15 protein-coding genes are annotated in these 23,953 nt (G+C 65.7%); 7 read left to right on the top strand and 8 right to left on the bottom strand.

The genetic code is table 11. From position 1 onward, the window contains the following. Positions 1 to 16: 16 nt before the first annotated feature. A complete protein-coding gene (locus LMJ30_RS01115; protein WP_229430491.1) occupies positions 17 to 1,315 on the bottom strand; it encodes a metal-dependent hydrolase family protein in 1,299 nt (432 codons plus the stop codon). 192 nt (positions 1,316 to 1,507) lie between these two features. On the opposite strand from LMJ30_RS01115, the gene LMJ30_RS01110 reads away from it, so the two are divergent. Next, positions 1,508 to 3,316, top strand: a complete 1,809-nt coding sequence (locus LMJ30_RS01110; protein ID WP_229430490.1) for a tetratricopeptide repeat protein — start codon at positions 1,508 to 1,510, stop codon at positions 3,314 to 3,316. Between the two features lie 184 nt (positions 3,317 to 3,500). Here the strand turns inward: LMJ30_RS01110 and LMJ30_RS01105 are convergent, their stop codons facing one another. Beyond that, positions 3,501 to 3,806 carry a hypothetical protein gene (locus LMJ30_RS01105; protein WP_229430489.1) on the bottom strand — a complete coding sequence of 102 codons (306 nt, stop codon included), beginning with the start codon at positions 3,804 to 3,806 and terminating at the stop codon, positions 3,501 to 3,503. 95 nt (positions 3,807 to 3,901) lie between these two features. Next, on the bottom strand, positions 3,902 to 6,574 hold the full coding sequence (locus LMJ30_RS01100) for a bifunctional diguanylate cyclase/phosphodiesterase (protein ID WP_229430488.1): 2,673 nt from the start codon (positions 6,572 to 6,574) through the stop codon (positions 3,902 to 3,904). A gap of 256 nt (positions 6,575 to 6,830) precedes the next feature. Between LMJ30_RS01100 and LMJ30_RS01095 the strand changes: the two genes are divergently transcribed. From LMJ30_RS01095 to LMJ30_RS01080, 4 genes are all read left to right on the top strand, one after another. Then, entirely contained in the window at positions 6,831 to 8,624 is a 1,794-nt protein-coding gene (locus tag LMJ30_RS01095; RefSeq protein ID WP_371872958.1) for a methyl-accepting chemotaxis protein, read from the top strand. A gap of 137 nt (positions 8,625 to 8,761) precedes the next feature. Next, positions 8,762 to 9,772 (top strand): sulfate ABC transporter substrate-binding protein, encoded by a 1,011-nt coding sequence (locus LMJ30_RS01090; RefSeq protein ID WP_229430487.1) that lies wholly within the window; start codon positions 8,762 to 8,764, stop codon positions 9,770 to 9,772. Between the two features lie 113 nt (positions 9,773 to 9,885). Then, positions 9,886 to 10,827, top strand: a complete 942-nt coding sequence (locus LMJ30_RS01085) for a CysB family HTH-type transcriptional regulator (RefSeq protein ID WP_229430486.1) — start codon at positions 9,886 to 9,888, stop codon at positions 10,825 to 10,827. A gap of 248 nt (positions 10,828 to 11,075) precedes the next feature. Then, complete coding sequence (locus tag LMJ30_RS01080) at positions 11,076 to 12,710, top strand: methyl-accepting chemotaxis protein (RefSeq protein ID WP_229430485.1); 1,635 nt, start codon at positions 11,076 to 11,078, stop codon at positions 12,708 to 12,710. A gap of 196 nt (positions 12,711 to 12,906) precedes the next feature. Here LMJ30_RS01080 and LMJ30_RS01075 read toward each other — a convergent pair whose 3' ends face one another. Together LMJ30_RS01075 and LMJ30_RS01070 are read right to left on the bottom strand one after the other, a co-directional pair. Beyond that, entirely contained in the window at positions 12,907 to 14,964 is a 2,058-nt protein-coding gene (locus LMJ30_RS01075) for a S9 family peptidase (protein WP_229430484.1), read from the bottom strand. Positions 14,965 to 15,010: 46 nt separating this feature from the next. Beyond that, on the bottom strand, positions 15,011 to 18,061 hold the full coding sequence (locus LMJ30_RS01070; protein WP_229430483.1) for a sensor domain-containing protein: 3,051 nt from the start codon (positions 18,059 to 18,061) through the stop codon (positions 15,011 to 15,013). A 194-nt stretch (positions 18,062 to 18,255) separates the two neighbouring features. On the opposite strand from LMJ30_RS01070, the gene LMJ30_RS01065 reads away from it, so the two are divergent. Both LMJ30_RS01065 and LMJ30_RS01060 read left to right on the top strand, forming a co-directional pair. Beyond that, positions 18,256 to 19,533 carry an HD-GYP domain-containing protein gene (locus tag LMJ30_RS01065; RefSeq protein WP_229430482.1) on the top strand — a complete coding sequence of 426 codons (1,278 nt, stop codon included), beginning with the start codon at positions 18,256 to 18,258 and terminating at the stop codon, positions 19,531 to 19,533. Then, positions 19,533 to 21,224 (top strand): PAS domain-containing sensor histidine kinase, encoded by a 1,692-nt coding sequence (locus LMJ30_RS01060; RefSeq protein ID WP_229430481.1) that lies wholly within the window; start codon positions 19,533 to 19,535, stop codon positions 21,222 to 21,224. Before LMJ30_RS01065 ends, LMJ30_RS01060 begins: the two co-directional genes overlap by 1 nt. Here LMJ30_RS01060 and LMJ30_RS01055 read toward each other — a convergent pair. From LMJ30_RS01055 to LMJ30_RS01045, 3 genes are read right to left on the bottom strand one after another with little or no spacing between them, the layout of a single operon-like run. Beyond that, positions 21,221 to 22,906 (bottom strand): 4Fe-4S binding protein, encoded by a 1,686-nt coding sequence (locus LMJ30_RS01055; protein ID WP_229430480.1) that lies wholly within the window; start codon positions 22,904 to 22,906, stop codon positions 21,221 to 21,223. The two genes, LMJ30_RS01060 and LMJ30_RS01055, sit on opposite strands and share 4 nt — an antisense overlap. Beyond that, a complete protein-coding gene (locus tag LMJ30_RS01050; RefSeq protein WP_229430479.1) occupies positions 22,903 to 23,499 on the bottom strand; it encodes a DUF3306 domain-containing protein in 597 nt (198 codons plus the stop codon). The genes LMJ30_RS01055 and LMJ30_RS01050 overlap by 4 nt, the downstream gene beginning before the upstream one ends. Further along, entirely contained in the window at positions 23,489 to 23,953 is a 465-nt protein-coding gene (locus tag LMJ30_RS01045; RefSeq protein ID WP_229430478.1) for a DUF3305 domain-containing protein, read from the bottom strand. Before LMJ30_RS01045 ends, LMJ30_RS01050 begins: the two co-directional genes overlap by 11 nt.

Here is a 23,953-nt window from a genome sequence, read left to right as displayed (position 1 = left end):
GCCTACCGTCGCCGTCTTACTGGCGGCTCTTGACCACTTCCCCCGCCTTCATCACGAAATCGACTTTCTTGAGCACGGTGACATCGGCCAGCGGATTCGCGGCAACCGCAATCAGGTCGGCGCTCTTGCCTGCCTCGAGCGTTCCCGCCACGGCGCTGATGCCGAGCAGGTCCGCGGCGTTCACGGTGGCGGCCTTGATCGCTTCGGCCGGGGTCATGCCGAACTGGACCATCAATTCGAACTCGTCGGCATTGCGGCCATGCTTGGACACGCCGGCATCGGTGCCAAACGCAATCTTGATACCGCGGCTATGCGCCTGGCGCAGCGCCTTGCCGGTAATGCCGATGCGCCAGTCGATCTTGGCGCGCACCGCTGGCGGGTAGGCGTCCGGGTTGTTGGCGATCCTTTCCTTGTAGCCGTTGACGGTCGACAGGGTCGGGACGTAATACGCGCCGGATTTGAGGAACAGCCTGATGCCTTCCTCATCAAGCAGCGTGCCATGTTCGATCGAATCGGCCCCGGCCGCCAGCGCCAGGCTGATGCCGGTGGCGCCATGCGCGTGCACCGCGACCTTCTTGCCGTACAGGTGGGCAGCCTCGATCAGCGCCTTGGCCTCGTCGTCGAACATCTGCTTGCCGACGCCGGCGCCGACCACGCTGTTGACGCCCCCGGTGGTGGCAATCTTGATGACATCGACGCCCCGGCCGATCTGCACCCGCACCGCCTTGCGGCAGCTCTCGGGGCCGTCGCACAGGTTGGTGGTCGGCACGGCGTGCTGCACCCAGTCGGCGTAGCCGAGCCGGCCGTCCATGTGTCCCGACGTCGCTGAAATCGGGCTGCCCGCGTCAATCACGCGCGGTCCCTGCACCCAGCCCCTGGCGATGGCGTCGCGCAGCGCCAGCGTCACGCCGCCGCCGTCGCCCAGGTTGCGCACGGTGGTGAACCCGGCCTGCAGGGTCTTGCCGGCGTTCATCTGCGCCTCGTAGGCCGATGCGGCGACGTTGTCGGTAACGCCGGCGAGCTGGCCTTCGATTCCGGCGCGGTCACTGGTCAGGTGCACATGGCTGTCGATCAGGCCAGGCAGCACGTAGCGGTCGCGCAGGTTGACGACCGCTGCGCCGGCGTAGCGATCGGGGCTGACGAAGCCGTCCAGCACTTCGGCCACCTTGCCGTCCTTGATGACCACAGTCGATGCGCCGCGCTGGGCATGTCCCGGGCGGTCGAGCAGGTGGCCGGCATGCACCAGCGTAACGGCCCCGGCGGCAGCGGCATTGATCGACAGCGCCAGCAAGGCGCCGGCAAGCAGTGTTTTCATCGGTATTGTCGGCATCGGGTTCATAATCCAGGGAGTTGGGGTTAAACGGCAAACCGCCCATGCTGGCACAAGAATGTGCTGGAGGCAAATGCGCTCACGCACGCCAGAAACTGCGCGGAACTCGGAAAAGCCATACGACTCTAAACACCAGCCCCGTTCAACCTGGTGGTTCCTTCCGAAAAGGGGACGCTGATGAATAAGAAAAAGCTTGCAGCCGCAATTGCGGGCGTGGCTGGCGCTCTGCTGGCCTTTACGCCGACACTGGCCGAACGCCAGCCCGCTGGCGGGGCCGCCTTCGATCCCTTGTTTGCCAGTGGCGCCAATTGCGCGCCGCGGCAGGGTGGCCGCCCGCCCCTGCTCGAGCAGCTGGTGCTGGCGCAAGCGCAGGCCGAAACCGCGCCATTCAAGCCGGGCCAGCAGGCAGCAGCGTCCGCCGCTGCCGACAAGCCTCCGCTCTACAAAGACCTCGGCAAGCTGCACGTACCGGTCAGCACACGCAATCCCGCCGCGCAGGCCTATTTCAACCAGGGCATCCGGCTGGCCTACGCCTTCAACCACGCCGAAGCGGCGCGCGCATTTCGTGCCGCCCAGCAGCTCGACCCACGATGCGCGATGTGCTTCTGGGGCGAGGCGCTGGTGCTGGGTCCTAACATCAATGCGCCGATGTTCCCCGCTGCGGTAGCGCCGGCAGTGGCGGCGGCGGCCAACGCAAGCCGCCTTGCCGCAGGGGCCACGCCGGCAGAACAGGCGCTGATCCGCGCCGTGGCGCGCCGCTACGATCCAGCCGCTGGCCCGGACCGTTCGGCGCTGGACAAGGCCTATGCCGACGCCATGGCCGATGCCGCCAAGGCATTTCCCAATAACGACACCATCCAGGTGCTGTTTGCCGAATCGCTGATGGACCTGTCGCCCTGGGATTACTGGGAAGGCGGCGGCACCCGGCCCAAGAACCGCACCGCCGAGCTGGTCGATGCGCTTGAACGGGTGCTGGAGCGCAACCCGACCCATCCAGGCGCTGCGCACTACTATATCCACGCCATGGAGGCCTCGGTGCACCCCGAAAAAGCGCTCGCCCCGGCGCGCGTGCTGGCCAGGCAGATTCCGGGCGCCGGCCACATCGTGCACATGCCCTCGCACATTTACTACAGGGTGGGCCTGTACAAGGAAGCGCTGAAGTCGAACCTCGACGCCATCGCGGCGGACGAAAAATACTTCCGCCAATCCGGCAGCGACCCTGTCTACCGGGGCGCCTACTATCCGCACAACATCCATTTCGTGATGGTGTCCGCGCTGATGGGCGGCGACGGCAAGACGGCCCTCGACGCGGCGGCCAAGCTGGACAAAGCGCTGCCGCCCGAGCTGCTCAAGGATTTCGCCGGCATGCAGCCGGTGAAGGCCGCGCCGTATTTTTCGCACGTCCAGTTCAGCAGCCCCGAGGTGCTGGTGGCACTGCCCGACCCGGGCCCGGACTTTGTGCTGGTCAAGGCGATGTGGCACTACGCGCGCGCCACCGGGTTTGCCCGCCAAGGGGCGCTGGCTGACAGCCGCAAGGAAATTGACGCGTTGAGGCAGCTGGAACGCGCGGCGGATTTCAAGCCGATTCAAGCATGGGGCGTGCCGGCGAAAGAAATTGTGCACACGGCGCGCGCCGTCGCCACTGGCCGGCTGGCCGATGCGCAAGGCGATGGGCCCGGGGCCATCAAGGCTTACCAGGAAGCGATTGCGGTCCAGGATGCGCTGCCCTATACCGAGCCGCCTTACTGGTATTACCCGGTGCGCCAGTCGCTGGGAGCGGCGCTGCTGCGCGCCGGCCAGCTCGACGCGGCGGAACAGGTGTTCCGCGCGTCGCTGGCGCGCACGCCGAGCAACGGATGGGCGCTGCGCGGGCTGATCGAGGTATACGACAAACGTGGCGACACCGCAGCGCTGGCGGCCGCGCGCAAACGGTTCGACACGACGTGGCTGGGCAAACGTGAGGGGCCGGACCTGGCGTTGCTGTGAAGGTGGTTCACGCGAAAACGGCGGATGCGCAGCACGCATCCGCCGAATTGCACGACCCCGCGCCCCGTAGGGCGGATAAGTGCGCAGCACGCATCCGCCGAATTGCACGGCCCGCAGCACCGTAGGGCAGATCAGTGCGCAGCACGCATCCGCCAAACTGCACAGCCTCGCAGTGCCCTGGCCTTTATTTCGGTGCGTCCGCCACGCACTTCTTCATGAACGAGCTTTTTGCAGCGCCCGCCAGGGCCTTGCCATTCTTGCCCATCGCCTTGGCCTCGCAGTTGCGCGCCACCGGGTCCATGCTGTCGGCTTCGCATTTCTTCATAAACGACTTTTTCGCCGCTCCCGCGAGCATCTTGCCGTTCTTGTCGATGGCGCGCGACTCGCAGCCCTGCGCGCCGGGCGCGGTTGCCACTGAGGAAACAGGGGCTTGGGCGACAGCGAGGCTGGACAAAAACAGGCCGGCTACAGCAAAGATGAACTTGTTCATTGCGTTTTCCTCAGTAAATGGCGAAATGCTAAGAAAGAAAACGCGCCGTAACCCTGTCTCGTTGACATCTTTCTCTGGCAGGATCGGCCGGCGGTTCAGGCCAGTGACTTGTTTGCCTCGAGCAGCGCCATCACCTGGTCGGCGCTGACGGCGCGGCTGAACAGGAAGCCCTGGAATTCGTCACACTGCATTTCGCGCAGCATCGCCAGCTGCTCTTCGGTTTCGACGCCTTCCGCCACCACCGCAAGCTTCAGGTTGCGCGCCAGGCTGATGACGGAATGGACAATGGCGGCGCTGTCATCGTCCTGGCCAAGGTCGCGGATGAAGGTGCGGTCGATCTTCAGCCGCTGTACCGGGAAGCGCTTCAAGTAAGCAAGGCTGGAGTAACCGGTGCCGAAGTCGTCGATGGACAACTCGACTCCCAGTGCGCGAATGCCGCGCATCAGCACGTCGACTTCCTGCTCGCGGCTGACCAGCGCGGTCTCGGTGATTTCAAGCTCGAGCGAGCCCGGTGGCACGCCCCAACGGCCGACGCAGTCGCGGATGCTCGGCAGCAGGTCTTTCTGGTGGAACTGGCGCGGCGACAGGTTGACCGCCACCTTGACCGGCACACCGGTTCGCGCCGTCCAGCTGCGCATCTGGCGGCAGGTCTCCTCCAGGACCCAGGCGCCGATTGCAATAATCAGTCCGGTCCGCTCGGCAATGGGGATAAACCGGACCGGCGACACTTCCCCCAGCATCGGGTTGGCCCAGCGCAGCAGTGCCTCGAAACCGACGATGCGCCCGTCTGCGATGTTGACCTTGGGCTGGTATTCAAGGCGAAACTCCTGCCGCTCCAGCGCGCGGCGCAACTGGGCCTCGATCGCCAGCCGCTCGTCGAGGTCGTGATGGGTGCTGGCGGAGAAGAAGTGGATGGCCTCATCATCATTGCCTGTTTCGCGGTTGCGGGCGCTTTCCGCGCACCGGTAGAGTTCGTCCGCCGTCGTTCCGTCTTCAGGAAACACCGACACGCCCATCACCGGTCCCAGGTAAAAATCGCGCCCGCCGATGGTCATCGGCCCGGACAGCCGGTGCTGCAGGTCGCCCACGAAGTCTTCGATCGCCAGGCGGCCACGGTCCGCCGCGACGATGACGGCAAATTCCGTACTCTTGATACGCGCGACAATCACCGCGCGCGGTTGCAAGGCGCGGAAAGTCTCGCCGACTTGCCGCAGGGCGCGCTCCCCGGCCTCCTGTCCCAGCAGGTCGCTGATTTCATGCAGCCGGGTCAGCGATACCACCACGGTGCCAACACTGCCGTTATGTTGCGCGGCATCGGCCGCCACCGCAGCGAGCACGCGCCGGAACTGGTTCTGGTTCGGCAAGCCGGTCAGCACGTCAAAGTCGGCCAGGTAAGCCAGGCGCTGCTCGGCTCGCTGGCGCTCGGTAATGTCGGTCAGCACGCTTACCAGCTGGGCCTGGCCGTCCTGGTCGACCAGTTTCGAGGTGAGCTGGATCACGGTGCGCGTTTGCCCCGCCCCATCGCGCAGTTCGCCCAAGGCTTCGCGCGTCCGCGCGTCGTCGAGCACTTCCCGATAGCGGCGCTCGCGCTCGTCCAGGTTGCCCGGGTCGAGCACCTCGTGCTCGGCCCGACCGCCCAGCTCCTGTGCGCGACGGCCGACAAAGCGGGCGAAGGCTTCATTCATCATGACAAACTTGCGCGCACTGTCGAGCACCCAGATCGGCGTGCCGACCGCGTTGAGGATGTTTGCAAGATAACCGGCGCTCGCTTCAGCCCGCGCTTCGCTGGCTGCCAGCCGTTCGATCAGGCGGGCCTGGCGCGAGGCGTCGCGCGCGACCCGCCATGCCAGGAAGACCAGGGCCAGCGCGACCAGCGAGAAGAACCCGAGCGCGGTCCACAGCCTGCCATACCAGGTCGCCAGCGCATCGCCCATGTTCATGCCGGTGACAATTACCAACGGAAAACCGGGCACGGTATCGTAACCGTACAACCGTACCACAGCATCGATCGGGCTGACCTCTCGCATGCCGCCGCGCTCGGCGGCAGGCAGGTAGCGCGTGAACAGCGGCGTATCGCGGAGATTGCGGCCGATGCGCGCAGGAAGGCTGGGACCGCGCACCAGCATGGTGCCGTCGCGCTGGAACAGTGTGACAGAACCGCCCTTGCCCAATTCCACCAGGCCATAAATTTGTTCGAATCGCCTTGAATCGACCTGGGCCAACACGGTGCCGATACGCTCTCCCCGCGCGTTGCTGATGGCGCGCGAAAAATTAATCACGCCGCGCCCGGTTTGCCGGTCGATGCCGCTGATCGTGATGCCGACCCCGTCGCGGCTTTCAACAGCAGGCGCCCGGTCCGGCGCACGCGCAGCCTCGGACGCAATTGCCACGCTGGCCGGGGTGCCGCTGGCGATTGGCTGGCCGGCCGCGTCGTACAAGTGTACCGCGAGCAGGTATTCCTGGGCCGGTCCATTCTCCGTAAACAACGGCGCCAGGGACACCGCACCGGTCCGGTAGGCCCGTCCAACCTGCCGCATCAGCTGGTCGACGGCTTGCGCGACGGTCAGCGTCTGGGCTGCAAAGGCAATTGACAGGTTGCGCAGGCTGGCCTGCTGCGCCCGCAATGCGTCATGGTAGCTGGCGTACAGCATCACCGACGTGGCGGCGCCCAGCACCGTGATCAACAACGCCGTCGCGGCGGCCAGGCGCCTGAGGGAATATGGCCTGGTCTTGCCAGCTGGTGCTGTCGGATCGGGGGACAAGGTCATATGCGATCTGCAATCGATGGCGGCGATAAAGGAGCCAATTCTACACGCCGCAGCAATTCGCTCCGTTCTTCCAATACATGCAAATTGCATAGATCGAAGCGCGGGGAATAGGCGTCCGGGATGACCGGTGTTGCGCGCCTGTGTTTAATTTTAAAACATTGGTTTTCCATATGTTTATTTCCCTGAAGAAATAGCGTATTGTGCATGGCGCGACGGCGCGTGCCGTATTGATATGACTTCTTCCCGTGGAAAAATTGTGAAGCAACCAATAACGATTAAGAAACTTTTTACGCTTGCCTTGTTCGGCTGGCTGGCCTTCGCGCTGGTGTTCATCGGCGCACTATTCCAGGTGTGGCGTACCGGGGCCGAAGTTGCCGCCACCAACGAGATGCGGTACCAGTCCTATATCCTGGCCGATGAACTGCGGCAGAGCTCGGACGACCTGACCCGCCTCGCCCGCACTTACGTGGTGACCGGCGACGCGAGCTACGAGCGCCAGTACATGGATATCCTCGACATCCGCGGCGGCAAAAAGCCGCGCCCGCTGAACTACGAACGCATCTACTGGGATTTCGTGGCGGCCGGACAAGCCAGCCCGCGCGGCGAAGGCGAGACCGTCGCCCTGACCGAGCTGATGAAGCGCGCCGGCTACTCGGACGCGGAATTCGCCAAGCTGAAGGAGGCGCAGGACAATTCCAACGCGCTGGTGAAAACAGAAGTCATCGCCATGAATGCCGTGAAAGGCTTGTTTGATGACGGCAGCGGCAAGTTTGTCCCGGGCGCCGGACCAGACATGGAGATGGCGCGCCAGCTGGTGCACAGCCCTGACTATCACAAGTACAAGGCGCAGATCATGAAGCCGGTTGACGAGTTCTTCGTCCTGCTCGACGAGCGCACCGGGCTGGCCGTACGCGCTGCAACCGAGGCGAGCGAGCGGGCGTTCATGGCCGCCGCCGCACTGATGCTGATGTCGGTGGTCGGCATCGCCGGCGCGTTCACCGTGTTATATCTGCGCATCAGCCGCCAGCTTGGCGCGGAACCGGCTACCGCCCAGCAACTGGCAAACGAAATCGCCGCGGGCAACCTGGCCGTGGCCATTCCGGTCGCGCCCGGCGACCAGACCAGCTTGCTGCACGCGATGAAGACCATGCGCGACAACCTGGCCGGCATCATCGGCAACGTGCGCCAGGGAACGGAAACGATCGCCACCGCTTCGGGTGAAATCGCATCGGGTAACCAGGACCTGTCCGAGCGCACGGAACAGCAGGCCTCGGCGCTGGAAGAAACCGCGTCGTCGATGGAGGAGCTGACCTCCACCGTCAGGCAAAATGCCGACAACGCCCGCCAGGCCAACCAGCTGGCGGTATCGGCGTCGGAGGTGGCGGTCAAGGGTGGCGCGGTGGTCGCGCAGGTGGTCGACACGATGGGATCGATCGATGCGTCGTCCAAGAAGATCGTCGACATCATCAGCGTCATCGACGGCATCGCGTTCCAGACCAACATCCTGGCGCTGAACGCGGCGGTCGAAGCCGCCCGCGCCGGCGAGCAGGGCCGCGGGTTCGCGGTGGTTGCCGCGGAAGTGCGCAGCCTCGCGCAGCGTTCGGCGGCGGCAGCCAAGGAAATCAAGGACCTGATCGACGACTCGGTCGAAAAAGTCGAGGTGGGCAGCAGCCTCGTCAACCAGGCCGGCTCGACGATGAATGAAGTGGTCGACAGCGTACGCCGGGTCACCGACATCATGAGCGAGATCATGGCCGCCAGCCAGGAGCAGAGCGCGGGCATCGAACAGGTTAACCAGGCCATCAGCCAGATGGATGAAGTGACCCAGCAAAACGCGGCGCTGGTCGAAGAAGCGGCGGCCGCATCGGCGTCGATGCAGGACGAGGCGCAGCGCCTGTCCGACGCAGTCGGCGTCTTCAAGCTGGCTGGCGGCAACGCCTCACCAGCGCGCGCCCGTGCCGTGGCCCCATCCCGGCACAAACCGGTCGCCGCGCACCGCCGCATTGCGCGCCCGCAACCGGCAGACCAGTTCGAATCGCTGGACGCCTGACCGGCCCGGCGCACGGCCCCCGGAAGGGGGCTTTTTTACGCCTGCGCTGATAAGCATTGCAGAATTTCTTGGTTCGGTTTCGCGAACCCGGCCGTTAGACTCGATCCCTGTCCATTCCACCAAAGATCGAGGAAACCATGCTCCGCCCTGCCCGCCGTTCGCTCATCCTTGCCACCCTGCTTGCCGGCTTTTCCGGCGCAGTACTGGCGCAAACCACCTTGCTGAACGTGTCCTACGATCCGACCCGCGAACTGTACGCGGAATACGACCAGGAATTTGCCAGGTACTGGAAGGGCAAGACCGGCGACACCGTCACGGTGCGCCAGTCGCACGGCGGCTCCGGCAAGCAGGCGCGCGCCGTGATCGACGGGCTCGAGGCCGACGTCGTCACGCTCGCGCTGGCCTACGACATTGACGCCATCGCCGAGAAAACCAAGCGCCTTCCCGCCGACTGGCAAAAAGCCCGTCCCAACAACAGCTCGCCTTACGTATCGACCATCGTGTTCCTCGTCCGCAAGGGCAATCCGAAAGGCATCAAGGACTGGGGCGACCTGGTCAAGCCGGGGGTGCAGGTCATCACGCCGAACCCAAAAACTTCCGGCGGCGCGCGCTGGAACTACCTGGCCGCCTGGGGCTACGCCCTGAAGCGCCCGGGCGGCAACGAAGCCAGGGCCAAGGCCTTCGTGGCCGAGCTGTTCAAGCATGTCCCGGTCTTCGATTCCGGCGCCCGCGCCTCGACCAATACCTTTGTCCACCGTGGCCTCGGCGATGTCCTGCTGGCATGGGAAAACGAAGCCTTCCTTTCGGTAAATGAGCTGGGCCCGGACAAATTCGAAATCGTGGTGCCGTCGGTGTCCGTGCTGGCCGAGCCGCCGGTGGCGGTCGTACCCGGCGTGACCGAGCGCCGCGGCACCACAAAGGTAGCGTCCGCCTATCTGGACTACCTGTATTCGCCTGCGGGCCAGAAGCTGGTGGCGAAGCACTACTACCGCCCGGTCAAGCCGGAACTGGCCGACCCAAAGGACGTGGCGCGCTTCCCGAAGCTGAAGACGTTCACGGTCGACGACACCTTCGGCGGCTGGCAGAAGGCACAGAAGACGCACTTCGCCGACGGCGGCACCTTCGACCAGATCTACGCGTCGAAGTAAGCTGGCGCTGCGGCGCTTAGCTCTTTTCGTAATAAATTGTTGAGTTTTTTGTATTTCCGGATACAGCGCCACCCGGCATAGACTGGCTGCCACACCAGGTATCCGGACCCATCATGAACTTCCAGCAATTGCGCATCATCCGCGAAACAGTGCGCCGCGGCTTCAACCTGACCGACGTGGCCGGTGCGCTGTTCACCTCGCAATCGGGGGTGTCCAAGCACATCAAGGACCTCGAAGACGAGCTGGGCATCGAGCTGTTCGCGCGCAAGGGCAAGCGTTTGCTGGGCCTGACCGAGCCGGGGCAGGAATTGCTGGCCATGGTCGAGCGCATGCTGCTGGAGGCGGCCAACATCAAGCGCCTTGGCGACCAGTACAGCCAGCGCGACGTCGGCCAGCTGACCGTCGCCACTACCCACACGCAGGCGCGCTACGCGCTGCCGGCCGTGATTACCGGGTTCAAGCGGGCCTACCCGAAAGTCCACCTGAAGCTGCACCAGGCCAGCCCGGGCGAAATCGTCAAGCTGCTGCTCGACGGCGAGGCCGACATCGGCGTGGCGACCGAGGCGCTGGCCGATGTTCCGGCGTTCGCCTCGTTTCCTTTTTATCGCTGGCATCACTCGGTGATCGTGCCCGCCGGCCACCCGCTGGAAGACGTGCGCCCGCTCACGCTGGAAGCGATCACCGAGCATCCCGTCATTACCTACCACGAGGGTTTCACCGGCCGCACCCACCTGGACAAGGCGTTTGCGGCGGCCGGGGCGGTACCGGACATCGTGATGTCGGCGCTGGACGCGGATGTGATCAAAACCTATGTCGGGCTGGGGCTTGGCGTGGGGATCGTGGCGTCGATGGCGGTCGACCCGACGCGCGACAGCGAACTGCGCCAGCTCGACAGCGCCCACCTGTTCCCGGAAAACGTTGCGCGCATCGCCGTGCGGCGCGGCCATTACCTGCGCCGTTATGCCTACCGCTTCATCGAGCTGTGCGCCGCCGAACTGAGCGAAGCCAGGGTCACCCAGGCGCTGCGCAAGGAAGCAGAAGCCGAAGCCTTCTAGCCGCCGCGCAACGCGCATTGCCGATCGATAAGCTTGCGCTTGTGATGAAGTCCTTGAGGGGGCGAAGGATGCGTGCCATTTGCGACACAGGCCCATCAATACGTTGACCTGTTTCCTGGCGAGGACTACTATTTCCTTACGGAATCATCGGGACGGCACGCGCTCCCGCCCTCCTGGTTCCGCATTGTTAGCCCGCATCTCATGCAGGGGGACGCCGGTCCCCGCTGCCATCGTTGAAGGATAGCGCCATGAATTTCCTGTCTCTGCACTCCATGAGCATGGCAAAGAAACTCGCCGTGCTGATCGTCAGTTCCTTCGTCGGCATTGTCTTGCTGACATCATTTTTCCTCGTTTCCGAACGCAACCTGATCCTGGAAGAACGCAAGAGCAATGTGCGCCAGGCGGTAGAGACCGCGCACGGCGTGCTGGTCCACTACCACAAGCTTTCCGTGAGCGGCGCGATGACGGATGCCGATGCCCGCAAGGCGGCGCTGGCCGCCTTGCGCGGACTGCGCTACGGCGGCACCGAATATTTCTGGGTCAACGACATGCAACCAGTGATGGTCATGCATCCGATCAAGCCCGAACTGGAAGGCAAGGATCTTTCCACGAACAAGGACCCCGATGGCAAGTTCCTGTTCGTGGAATTCGTCAACACTGTCAAGGCGAACGGCGCCGGCGCGGTCGACTACAAGTGGCCAAAACCGGGCAGCGACCTGCCGGTGCAGAAAGTCTCTTACGTGCAAGGCTTTGCGCCATGGGGCTGGATCATCGGCTCGGGCGTGTACACCGATACCGTCGCGGCAACCATCACGGGCCGAATCATCACCTTCTCGCTGGCGGCGCTGGCGATGGCGGCCGTGCTGATGGGGATCGGCTTCGTGATCCGGCGCGCACTGCTGCAACAGCTGGGCGGCGAACCGGCCTACGCGGCCGGCATCGCGCGCCGCATCGCCGAGGGCGACCTGGGCGTGCAGATCGAGGTCGCGCAGAACGACCGCTCCAGCTTGCTGCACGCGATCCGCGCCATGCGCGACGACCTCGCCAAGATCGTCACGGAAGTGCGCGACGGCACCGACACCATTGCCACCGCCTCGAGCGAAATCGCCTCGGGCAATATCGACCTGTCGGCACGCACCGAAGAACAGGCCAGCTCGCTGGAGGAAACCGCCGCCTCGATGGAAGAGCTGACCAGCACCGTCAAGCAGAATGCCGACAACGCGCGCCAGGCCAACCAGCTGGCCGCGTCGGCGTCGGAGGTGGCCACGCGGGGCGGCGCGGTGGTCTCGCAGGTGGTCGATACGATGCAATCGATTAACGATTCGTCGAAGAAGATTGTCGACATCATCAGCGTCATCGACGGCATCGCATTCCAGACCAACATCCTGGCGCTGAACGCCGCGGTGGAAGCGGCCCGCGCGGGCGAACAGGGCCGCGGCTTTGCGGTCGTGGCCTCGGAAGTGCGCAACCTGGCGCAGCGCAGCGCGTCGGCGGCCAAGGAAATCAAGGCGCTGATCGGCGACTCGGTCGACAAGGTCGAAGTCGGCAACAAGCTGGTGTCGGATGCGGGCCAGACGATGGATGAAGTCGTGGCCAGCGTGCGCCGGGTCACCGACATCATGGGTGAAATCACGGCCGCCAGCAGCGAGCAAAGCGCCGGCATTTCGCAAGTGAACCAGGCGATCGCGCAGATGGATGCGGCAACCCAGCAGAATGCCGCATTGGTCGAGCAGGCCGCGGCGGCCGCCGAAAGCATGCAGGGCCAGGCTGCCCGCCTGCTGCAGGCGGTACGCGTGTTCCACCTCGAGACGGCGGGCGCGCCAGCCGGACGCCAGCTGGCGGCGGCGCGTCCCCGCCCTGCCCTGGCCAGCAGCAGCCACTAAAAGCGCGACTCCCAAAAAAAACCCGCCTGATGAAAATCAGGCGGGTTGTTTATTGGCCAGGCCAGCGGAACGTTTGACGTCGTTTCCACGAAAGCGGGAATCCATACTTTGCCAGACAGTACCGCGGCGCCCTTGCTCAGGCAGTCACACGGAGCATGGGTTCCCGCCTGCGCGGGAACGACGCTGCCGGGGGATCTTATTTCTTCGGCTTCAGGTACTGGTCGAGCCAGCCGATCACCGTGTGGTGCCACATCAGCGAGTTGGCCGGTTTCAGGACCCAGTGGTTCTCATCCGGGAACACCAGCAGCTTGCTGTCGATGCCCTGGCGCTGCAGCGCGGTGAAGGCGCCCAGCGCCTGCGAGGTCGGGATACGGAAATCCTTCTCGCCCTGGATCACCAGCATCGGCGTCTTCCACTTGGCGACGTGGTGCACCGGGTTGAAGCGCTCGTAGTTGTCCGGCACCGCAAAGTAGGTGCCGCCGTTTTCCCACTCGGTGAACCACAGTTCCTCGGTCGAGTACGCCATGCCGCGGTTGTCGAACACGCCGTCGTGGTTGACGATGCAGCGGAAGCCATCGGACCAGTTACCCTGGATCCAGTTCATCATGTAGCCGCCATACGACGCGCCCAGCGCGCAGCTACGCTCGCGGTCCAGCCATGGGAACTTCTTGACGGCTGCCTCCAGGCCCTTCTGCAGGTCGACCAGCGGCTTGCCGCCCCAGTCGTTGCTGATCGAATCGGTAAAGGCCTGGCCGTAGCCGGTCGAGCCGTGGAAATCGATGAACACGGTGGCGTAGCCGGCGCCCGCGTACACCTGCGGGTTCCAGCGGTAGCTCCAGCCGTTGCCGAAGCTGCCTTGCGGGCCGCCGTGCACCAGGAAGGCGACCGGGTATTTCTGGCCCGGCACCGCATTCCATGGCTTCATCACGTGGCCGTACACCGTTGCGCCATTCGCGCCGGCAAACGAGAACTGCTCGTACTGGCCCCAGCGCACGTCGGCCAGCGCCTCGCGGTTCTGCCAGGTCAGCTGCACCGGCTTGCCTTTCAGGCTGGACTTGAACAGCTGCGCGCCCGACTCCAGCGTCGACAGCGTGTACGCGATGGTGTCGCCGCGCACGTCGAAGCCGCCGACGGAACCGGGGCCGGTCAGGGCAGTCACCTTGCCGCTGGCGACATCGATGCCGAACAGGCGGTGCTGGCCGATGTCCTGCGCATCCACCACCAGGGTCTTGCCGTCGGCAGTCCAGCGCAGCTCGCCTGCGGAACGGTCCCAGCTTTCGGCCAGCTTGCGTTTCTTGCCGGTGGCGACATCCATCAGCATGACCTGGAAGCGGTCCGCCTCAAAACCCGGGCGGGCCATGGCCAGGTACGCCAGGGTGCGGCCGTCCGGCGAGAACGTGCCCTTGGTGTCCCAGGCCGGGTTCTCGGCAGTCAGGTTGCGCGGGGCGGCGCCACCGGCCGCGGGAACGCTGTACAGGTCGAAGTTGGTCGACCACGATTCTTCCTTGCCGGCGATGCGCACCGAGAACACGATGCTCTTGCCGTCCGGGCTGAAGCGGTATTCCTCATGGTCGCCGAAGGGCTTGGAGGGCACGTCGCCGTCCAGGGCGCCGGTCAGGCTGACCGGGGAGGCGGTCACCTTCCCGCTGCTGTCGACCGGCGCCGAGTACAGCACCGCGTTGCGGCCGTCCGCCCAGGTATCCCAGTGGCGCACGAACATGCGGTCGTATACGCGGCCGGACGCTTTGCGCTTGCCGGCCTGGTCGAGGCGGGTCTTGGTGCAGGCCAGGTCGGCGCAGTCGCGGAACACGGACAGGCTCATGGCCAGGCGGTCGCCGGTCGGCGCCAGCCGGAAGTTGTCGACGTCGAGCGGCAGGTCGGTGACGCGCGCGGCTTCGCCGCCGGCCAGCGGCAGGCGCCAGATTTGCGACGAGCCGGAGCGGCCAGACAGGAAATAGATGGCGTCGCCGGCCGGCGCCCATTGCGGGTCGCTGCTGCTGGCGGCATGGTTGGTCAGGCGCTGCGGTACCGGCTTGGCGGCGCGCAGGTCGACCATCCACAGTTCGGTATGGCCGCGGTTTTTGTCCAGTTCGGTCGTGCGCACCGTGTACACGGCGCGGCTGGCGTCCGGCGACAGCACCGGGCTGCCGATCCGCTCCATCGCGACCAGGTCTTCCACGGTAAAGCCGCGCGGCGCGGCGATGGCGCTGCCGGCCGCGACAGCCGTTCCCAACAACAGCAAACGTAACTTCATGCAATCCCCTCCTGGCGCAAAGGCCAATGATTTATCGTGTAGTGATTCAGGAGGGGGATTGTAGCCGATGCGGGGGCGCCATCAGGAAGGGCTGGCCCGCCAGCAGCTGTTCGAATTCGGCCGGCAGGAGCGGCTGGCCGAACAGGAAACCCTGCAGGTAATCGCAGTGCTGCGCCGCCAGCCAGTCGCGCTGCTCGGCCGACTCGACGCCTTCGGCAATCACTTTCAGGCCCAGCTTGTGCGCCATCACGATGATGGTTTCGGTAATCGTCTGGCTGGTGCGGTCATGCATCATTTCACTGACGAAGGAGCGGTCGATCTTCAGGTAGTCGATGTCGAGCCGCTTCAGGTAGGTCATCGATGAATAGCCGGTGCCGAAGTCGTCGATCGACACTTCCATGCCGCCGCGCTGCAGCTCGTGCAGCTTGTCGAACACCTCGTCGGTCAGGTTCAGCAGCAGGCCTTCGGTGATTTCCACCGCGATGCTGTTATGCGCCAAGCCGGATGCGTCAAGGTAGCTGACCCAGTCCATCGCGCGCGCGTGCGGCTGGAACTGGACGGGCGACTTGTTGATGCTGACCTGGAAAGGCCGCCCCAGCATGCCGCTCCAGCGTTGCGACCAGGCCGCCGCCTCGCGGAACACCCAGTTGCCGATTTCGTGGATCAGGCCGGTTTCTTCGGCGATGCCGACGAATTCGGCCGGCAGCGCCAGCGCGCCGCCCGGCCTGCGCCAGCGCAGCAGCGCTTCGGCCTTGCAGACGCTGCCATTTTCGACGTCGATGATGGGCTGGAAATGCAGCTCGAGCTGGTCGTCGGCCTGGGCGCGGCGCAACTCGCTGGTCAGCTTGAGCCGCCGCATCGCCGCTTCCTGCATCCCCGACTCGAAGAAGGTCAGCTGGTTGCGCCCGGCGGCCTTGGAGCGGTACATCGCATGGTCGGCGTTGCGCATCAGCTCTTCCGGCCCCTGGCCGTCGCCCGGATACACGGTGATGCCGATGCTGGCCGATACATAGGCCTGCTCGATGCCGAGCTGGAAGGGCTGGCGCAGCACGTCGAGGATGGCCTGCGCGGTTTGCTCGACGTGCGGCAGCTCCGCCATCTCGGTGAGGATGACGGTGAATTCGTCGCCGCCCAGCCGCGCCACCGTGTCGCCCGGGCGCAGGCAGCCTTCGATGCGGCGCGCGGCGCCGGTCAGCAGCATGTCGCCGGCGTCGTGCCCCAGCAGGTCGTTGACTTCCTTGAAGCGGTCGAGGTCGATGAACAGCAGCGCCATCGTGTGCGAGGCGCTGTGGGCGTGCTTCATTTCCTGTTCCAGCCGGTCGCGGAACAGCACCCGGTTCGGCAGGCCGGTCAGGGCGTCGTAATGGGCGCGCCGCTCCAGCTTTTCATTGAACAGGCGGATCGTGTGCTCGTGGCGCTTGCGTTCCGAAATGTCGGTGGTGAAGCCATGCCAGACAATCGCGCCGTCCTGGCTGCGGGTCGGCTTGGCGCTCAGCTCGCGCCAGCACACGCCCTTGTGCGGCAGCATCACCCGGTAGTCGATGTGCCAGGTCTGCATCTTGTCGGCCGCCTCGCGCAGCGACTGGCGCATCCTGGGGCGGTCCGGACGGTACACGCGGCTGTGCAGGCAATTGATGTCGTCCTCGATCTCCCTGGGCGTGCGCTCGAAGATCTCCTCGCTCATCGCGCTGATGAAGGTGCAGCCGAGGCGCCCGTCGGGCTGCATGACGAACTCGAACAGCGCGCCCGGAACCTGCTGGGTCAGCTTGGCGAACAGGTTGTGGCTCGCTTCGAGCTCCTCGCGCAGCAGCTTGGTGGCGGTGATGTCGGCGATGGTGCCGACCATCCGGCGCGGCTTGCCGCCGGCGTCGCGAGCGACGATGCTGCCGCGCGTCTCCACCCACACCCAGTGGCCGTCCGCGTGCCTGAGCCGGTGTTCGCAGACGAACAGCTGGCGGTCCAGGCCAAGCAGGTACTGCGCGAACGCAACCGGGTCGGCCACATCGTCCGGGTGGATGCGGCCCCACCAGTAGCCGGTGTCGTTGCGCGGATCGTCCGGGAGGCCCAGGATGGCGCGAAAGCGCGCCGAATAGAACACCGTGCCGGCGGCGATGTTCCAGTCCCACACGCCTTCGCCGGTGCTGTCGAGCGCAAACGCCAGCCGCTCCTCGCTGATGCGCAGGTCGTTGGCCAGCCGCGCCTGTTCGGCCCCGGCGTGCTCGAGGTTGGCGTTGGCCACGCGCAGCGCATCTTCGGCATTCTTGCGGTCGGTGATGTCATGCACTGTGCCGATCAGGTCGGTACAGTTGCCGAACGCGTCGAACACCGGCGTGACCGACACCGAGCCCACCTTGCGCCCGGTCGGATAGTCGGTGACTTCTTCCCAGTGCACGGTGGCGCGGCGCGCCATCGCGTCGCGGTAGTGGCCAAGCACCAGCGAATACGAGGGTTCGGGAATGACTTCCTGCACCAGCTTGCCGATCACATCCTGCTTGCACAAGCCGGTAGCGTCGAAGAATGCCTTGTTGACCGAGACGAAGCGGAAGCGTTCGCCCGGTTCGACGGTGGCGTGGTACACCACTTCCTCCATGTTGGAGTACACGATGCCGTATTCGGTGTCGCGCGCGCGCGCCGCTTCCTCGAGCTGGGCGACGCGCTGGCCGAGGCGGACCTGGGCGGTGCGGTCGGCCACGGCGCACAGCACCGCCGCGACCTCACTGTTGCCATCGAGCAACGGCGTGCAAACCAGGCTGAACCACATCGCCGCCTGCCCGCGGGCGTGCCGCGCCGGGACGGTGAAGGTGCGTCCGTCGGTGGGAATGCCATTGAAGCAGGCGTCGGCGCCGGCGCGCGCGGCGTCCTCCACGGCGGCCAGCAGCGCATCGACGGGCACGCCGTGGGCGTGCGCCAGCGCGATGCAGCTGTCGTTGAAGGCCAGCCTGCGTTCCGCCCCGCTCACCAGTACCAAGGGGACGCGCGCATCAGCCAGGGCGGCGCCGGGATCGACGCCTGCAGGCCATTCGAGGCGCGCGCAGCCACCGGACAGCCCTTGCGGCGATCCGCCAACGGCGCGTGTTGGCCGCGTAGTGATCGACATCGTTCCCCCTCAGCCTGCGCGCGGCAACAGGACAGTTTGACATCGGGAAATCCTGCTGGTTCCGCGCCTGAATAAGGCAGTGACCTAAATGAAAATCATACCTTTAAAACCATGCTGGTACGGTGCGCACGCGCCCGCTGTTGCTGTTCGCGCGACAGCCGAGTATCCTAAGAGCACGAAAAGGATGGCTGCCCATGCTCGATAATTTCGAAATATCCATAGACCAGCTTGAAGTCGGCCTGTACATCCACCTTGACCTGAAGTGGTTCGAGCATCCTTTCGCCTTCAGCCATTTCAAGATCAAGAATGAAGAGCAGATCCGCACCATTGCCGGCCTCGGCCTGGCCAAGGTGCGCTACGATCCTGCGCTGTCGGACGTGGCGCCGCGCCTGCCGGCGGCGGCCCAGCCGGCCGGCGCCGCGGCCGCGCCCGCCGCGCCGGCCGCGGCGGCGCCGATGTCGCCGGCCTTGCAGGCCAAGCTGGCGCTGATGGAGCGCATCAAGGACCAGCGCGCCGCCGCCGCGCGCATCGAAGACGCCTTCCTGAACACCGCGCGGGCCATCCGCGACATCGAAAAAAACCTGTTCCCCCAGCCCGAAGAAAGCCTGCGCAAGGCCACCGCGCTGATCGGCCAGATTGTCGACTCGATCCTGGTGGCGCCCGAGATGGCGATCCACGTGATGGGCGACAAGATGGGCGGCGAGGAGGTCTACTACCACTCGCTGAACGTGACGATGCTGTCGATGATCATCGCGCGCGACATCAAGCTGCCGCCGGAAGTGGCGGCGCCGATGGCGCTGTCGGGACTGTTCCACGATGTCGGCCACAAGAACATCCCGGACAAGATCCTTAACAAGCGCGACCCGCTGACCCAGGCCGAGCGCAACTTCTACGAACTGCATACCCAGTACGGCGTCGAGATCGGCGAGCGCCTGCACTTCCCGGCGCCGGTGATTTCGGTCATCCGCGACCATCACGAAGCCTTCGACGGCACCGGCTACCCGCGCAAGCTCAAGGGCGATGCCATCGGCGTGCTGCCGCGCATTATCGCCATCGCCAACTGCTACGACGAACTGTGCAACCCGCTGAACGTGGCGGCGGCGCTGACGCCGCACGAGGCGCTGTCGATGATGTTCACCAAGCTGCGCAGCAAGTTCGACCCGAAGCTGCTGCAGGTGTTCATCCGCTGCCTGGGCGTGTATCCGCCCGGGACCATCGTGCAGCTGTCGAACGGCGTGATCGGCATGGTCGCCACCGTCAACACCACGCGGCCGATGAAGCCGGTGCTGGTGATTTACGACCAGGGCGTGCCGCGTGAAGAAGCGATCCTGGTCGACATGGACCGCGAGACCGACCTGAACATCGTCAAGTCGATCCGCCCGGCCCAGGTGCCGCGCGAAATCTATATGTACCTGAGCCCGCGCAAGCGGGTCAGCTACTACTTCGACCCCGGCGCCGGAGCACCTGCCTGATGAGCAATCTTCAGCAACTGATGCTGGACCACAGCCCGAACATGATGCTGCTGGTCGAGCCGGCCGGCCTGCGCATCGTGCTGGCCAACCGGGCGGCCGCGCAGGCGCTGGGCTACAGCCAGGAACAGCTGCTGACGATGACGATCACCGATATCGAAAGTTCGCTGCAGGACGTGTTTTACTGGGAAGACGTGCGCAACGGCCAGTACCTGGACATCGATGCCCAGGAAGGCGAGTACCAGTGCGCCGATGCCTCGCAACTGACCGTCACCAAGCAGGTACGGGTGGTCGACCATGACGGCGCCGCGCTGCTGCTGGTGCAGGCGCGCGACAGCCGCCATGAACGCAAGGTCGAGGACGCGCTCGACCATACCTTGTCGCAGCTGCGCGCCACCCTGGAGTCCACCGGCAACGGCATCCTGGTGCTGGACTGGCACGGCAAGATCGCCAGCATGAACCGGCTGTTCAGCAAGATGTGGGCGATCCCCGATGCCTTGCTGCAAGAGCGCAACGACGCTGCGATCCTCGACTACCTGTGCAGCCAGGTGGTCGACCGCGCATTGTGCGTCACCCGCCTGCACGAGGTGGTGGACCGCAACGAGGCCGAGGATGTGTTCCGGCTGCGCGACGGCCGCGTGTTCGAATGCCGCTCGCGCCCGCAATACCTGGGCGAACGCATCATCGGCCGGGTGTTCGGGTATACCGACATCACCGAGCGCCAGCTGGCCGCCGAAGCCCTGCGCGAATCGCGCGACCAGCTTGAACAGCGGGTGCGCGAACGCACCGCGGCGCTGCAGCAGGCCAATGCCACGCTGGAGACGGAAAAGTCGCTGCAGGCCGACCTGATCCGCAAGCTGGGCGAGGCGCAAAGCCAGCTGCTGCAGTCGGAGAAGATGGCCTCGATCGGCGTGCTGGCGGCCGGCGTGGCCCACGAAATCAACAACCCGATCGGCTTCGTCAATTCCAACCTCGGCACCTTGCAGCGCTACACCACCGACATGCTGCGCCTGATTGATGCCTACGAGCAGCGCGAGCCGGGCCTGACGCCGGCCGAGCGCCAGGAGCTCGGCAAGATCAAGCAGGAAATCGACGCCGCCTACCTGCGCGAAGACGTTGGCAGCCTGCTGGCCGAGTCGCTCGACGGGCTGGAACGGGTCAAGCGCATCGTGCGCGACCTGAAGGATTTCTCGCATGTGGACAGCGGCGGGCACCAGCAGGCCAACCTCGAAACGGGGCTGGACAGCACCCTGAACGTGGTCTGGAACGAGCTCAAGTACAAGTGCGAGGTCGTCAAGCAGTACGCGGGCATTCCCGCCATCGACTGCTACCCGTCGCAGCTGAACCAGGTGTTCATGAACCTGATCGTCAACGCCGCCCATGCCATCGAGGACCGCGGCAAAATCACCCTGCGCACCGGTTTCGACGACGACTTCGTCTGGGTCGAAGTCGAGGACACGGGCAAGGGCATTCGCGAGGAAAACCTGGGCCGCATCTTCGAGCCCTTCTTCACGACCAAGCCGGTTGGCAAGGGCACGGGCCTGGGCTTGTCGCTGTCTTACGGCATCGTCAAAAAGCACGGCGGCCAGTTCGAGGTGCGCAGCGAAGTGGGCACGGGCACCGTGTTCAAGGTTGTGCTGCCGCGCAAGGCCGTGTTTGACGCCGGCGAGGCTGGCGGCGGCGCCGCCGCTTAAGCCACCCGCCCGGCGGTTTTGCCTCCGTCGCCGGCAAGGTTTGACTGCATCATGTCGATCACGCGGCAGTCGCCGCACATGCGGATGCGGTCGAGGTTGCCCTGGAAGGCGCTGTGCTGCGCCAGCTTGCCCAGCATGCTCTGGATCATCAGCAAGGTGCCGAAGGGCTTGTTGCAGCGGATGCAGCAGAACGGCTCTGTTTCGTTGAGCACCACCGCCTTGTTCCAGGTATCGGCAAACGACATGCGCGGCACCAGCGCGATCGCGTCCTCCGGACAGGTGTTGGCGCACAGTCCGCACTGCACGCAGTTCTTTTCCACGAAACGCAATTGCGGGGCCGCATCGCTGTCCATCAGGGCCGACGACGGGCAGGCGCCCACGCAGGACATGCACAGGGTGCAGCTGGCCTTGTCGACGGCGATCGCGCCGAACGGCGAACGCGGCGGCAACGGCACGTGCACCGGCTGGAGCGTGGCGTGCCGGAACAAGTGGTCGAGGGCCATGTCGAGGGCGTTGCGTTTTTCCTGGGCCAGGTGGAAGGTGGCGGCCTGGCGCGGCGCGACGCCGGCCGGCGCGTTGGCCAGCGCCTGGCCAAGCCCTGCGGGCGTTGCGGCCCGCACCAGCTGGAAATGCACGCCGGCGTAACCGAGCGCCGACAAAATTTCCTGCGCCATGCCCATCTGGTCTTCCAGCGCGTCCGCGTACTGCGGCGCTTCCTCGTCGGTGACCAGCACAGAGATGCCGCTGGCGCCGTAGGCGATCGCGCTCAGCCACACGTCGATGCCGGTCGCCGCCATGTGGTGCAGCTCCAGCGGAATCACGCGCGCCGGCAAGCCGTATGGCTGGCCTTCGCTGTTGGCGTCCAGCATCGAGACGACACTGCTTCCCTGCCCCGCGCCATGGAACAAGATGACCGGGTCGAGTCCGCCCTCGCGCGCATAGCTGGCCAGCACGGCGCGCAGGCGGTCGCCCGTGTAGGGCGCGCCTGGATAGGCGTAGGCCAGGGCGCCGGTCGGGCACACGGTCGTGCAGGCGCCGCAGCCGGCGCACAGGTAGGGGTTGACGCGGACCAGGTCGCCCGCGCTGGCAATCGCGCTGGCCGAGCAGATGTCGATGCAGGCGCTGCAGCCGGCCTGGCCATTGCGGCTGTGCGCGCACAGCCTGTCCTTGTACCTGAAGTATTTGGGCTTGTCGAACTCGCCGATCATCTGGGCCAGGCTGTCGATCGCGGCGGCGATGTCCGCGTCGCCGGCCCCCGGCGCAAAGTAGCCGTGCGGCTTCTGGTGCGAGCCGATCAGTGGTGCGGGCGACAGGTCGAGCACCAGGTCGAAGCGGCCCTCCCGGCGCAGCACGCCGCGGCCAGCGTCGCGCCAGCGCGCGTCGAATGCGCCCAGCCAGCCGCTGAGCTCGATTTCGCTGCAGTGCAGCGCCTGGTAGGCAGGCGACGCTGGCTGCGCGGCCGGGCCGGTCAGCAGCACCGTCACTGGCAGCACGCCGCACAGCTGGTCGGCGCACCTGAGCGCCAGGTCGGGGCTGCCGATCACCAGGGTCTTGCCGGCCGACGTATAGGACACCGTCTGCAGGCTGTCCGGCGGCGGCGCCAGGACGACGGCGAGGGCCGCCTCGCGGGCGGCGGCGTTGCGGTGTTCCTGTACCCAGTCAATTGCTGGCCTGTCGTTCATGCCTGGTCCTCGGTGATGGTTCTGGTGGCGGCGGTGGTGGCGGCAGCTGCTGCTGTGACTGGCGTCGATGGTTCCGGGATGCAGGGCGCAGGCGCGCCGGCGGCTTGGTCCACGGCTGCCAGCGTGCCGGTGTCCACGCCCTGGCTGTCCTTGTCCTCCTCATCGGCCTTCTGGTCCGGATAGGCCTGGGCAAAGAAGCTCTGCGTGTGGCGCAGCGCGCTCATCATGGCCGCCGGGATCGGGTCGGGCTTGTTGTAGTCGCCCATGTACAGGTCAAGCCCGTCGCCAATGTTGAAATGCGGGTCGGCAAACAGCTTCTTCAATGCGCCGCGCCGCACCGAGGTGTCGACACCGCGCGCGACGAAGGCGGAATAATCGGAGTCGGGCCGCAGTTGCGCCACATCGTCGAGCGTCGGCGGGCGTACCGCCGGCTGCTGCCCGTCGGCCTGCGGTTCCGGCTGGGCGGGCCGGTTGTCCGGCACCGGCGCGACCTCGCGCTGCGCGCCAGGCGGCCTGTCGTCCGCCACCGTGCCAGCAGGCACCGGTTCGGTTTTCAGGCGCGACCAGCGCTGGAAGAAGCCTTCAGCCGGCATGGCCGTCCTGCTTGCGTTGTTTGTATTCCTTGCCGCGCCGGACCGGTGGCGCGTAGTGGGTGCGCAGGTACTCCGCCAGCCACGCATGGATGTCGGACGGCATCGGCACACCGTCGGCGCTTTCACCCGAATCGAACATGCGGGCGCCGTCGGCGTAGCTGACCGAGGCCTGCACCGGCATCGCCCGGCCTTCTTCCATGCGCCACTTGATGAACACCTTTGCTTCGGGCGCCACGCAGTTCTCGAAGTAGCCGTCGTTCTCGTCAGGGTACAGCTCGAGCGTCAGGCCGCCGACCAGGTAGGTCTCGCGGTGCTCGTCCTGGCTGAGCACCCGGTACGGCGGCAGGCCGCCGTCGGCGACCACGCCAACGGCCGACCATGCCTCGGTGGCCCAGCGGTGTTGCAACGAGCGCCGCTGCATGATGACTGCAATCGGCAAGCTGGCCATGCGCAT

The organism is Massilia agrisoli, assembly GCF_020831365.1.
Classification (GTDB): Bacteria; Pseudomonadota; Gammaproteobacteria; order Burkholderiales; family Burkholderiaceae_D; genus Telluria_A; species Telluria_A agrisoli.
This window is presented reverse-complemented; position numbering and strand designations above follow the sequence as displayed.

Bases quoted from the DNA above. Each gene is read 5' to 3' on its own strand.
- LMJ30_RS01085 (WP_229430486.1), top strand. From the start codon at position 9,886: ATGAACTTCCAGCAATTGCGCATCATCCGCGAAACAGTGCGCCGCGGC.
- LMJ30_RS01080 (WP_229430485.1), top strand. From the start codon at position 11,076: ATGAATTTCCTGTCTCTGCACTCCATGAGCATGGCAAAGAAACTCGCC.
- LMJ30_RS01075 (WP_229430484.1), bottom strand. From the start codon at position 14,964: ATGAAGTTACGTTTGCTGTTGTTGGGAACGGCTGTCGCGGCCGGCAGC.
- LMJ30_RS01045 (WP_229430478.1), bottom strand. From the start codon at position 23,953: ATGCGCATGGCCAGCTTGCCGATTGCAGTCATCATGCAGCGGCGCTCG.
- LMJ30_RS01065 (WP_229430482.1), top strand. From the start codon at position 18,256: ATGCTCGATAATTTCGAAATATCCATAGACCAGCTTGAAGTCGGCCTG.
- LMJ30_RS01050 (WP_229430479.1), bottom strand. From the start codon at position 23,499: ATGCCGGCTGAAGGCTTCTTCCAGCGCTGGTCGCGCCTGAAAACCGAA.
- LMJ30_RS01055 (WP_229430480.1), bottom strand. From the start codon at position 22,906: ATGAACGACAGGCCAGCAATTGACTGGGTACAGGAACACCGCAACGCC.
- LMJ30_RS01070 (WP_229430483.1), bottom strand. From the start codon at position 18,061: ATGTCGATCACTACGCGGCCAACACGCGCCGTTGGCGGATCGCCGCAA.
- LMJ30_RS01105 (WP_229430489.1), bottom strand. From the start codon at position 3,806: ATGAACAAGTTCATCTTTGCTGTAGCCGGCCTGTTTTTGTCCAGCCTC.
- LMJ30_RS01115 (WP_229430491.1), bottom strand. From the start codon at position 1,315: ATGAAAACACTGCTTGCCGGCGCCTTGCTGGCGCTGTCGATCAATGCC.
- LMJ30_RS01110 (WP_229430490.1), top strand. From the start codon at position 1,508: ATGAATAAGAAAAAGCTTGCAGCCGCAATTGCGGGCGTGGCTGGCGCT.
- LMJ30_RS01060 (WP_229430481.1), top strand. From the start codon at position 19,533: ATGAGCAATCTTCAGCAACTGATGCTGGACCACAGCCCGAACATGATG.
- LMJ30_RS01090 (WP_229430487.1), top strand. From the start codon at position 8,762: ATGCTCCGCCCTGCCCGCCGTTCGCTCATCCTTGCCACCCTGCTTGCC.
- LMJ30_RS01100 (WP_229430488.1), bottom strand. From the start codon at position 6,574: ATGACCTTGTCCCCCGATCCGACAGCACCAGCTGGCAAGACCAGGCCA.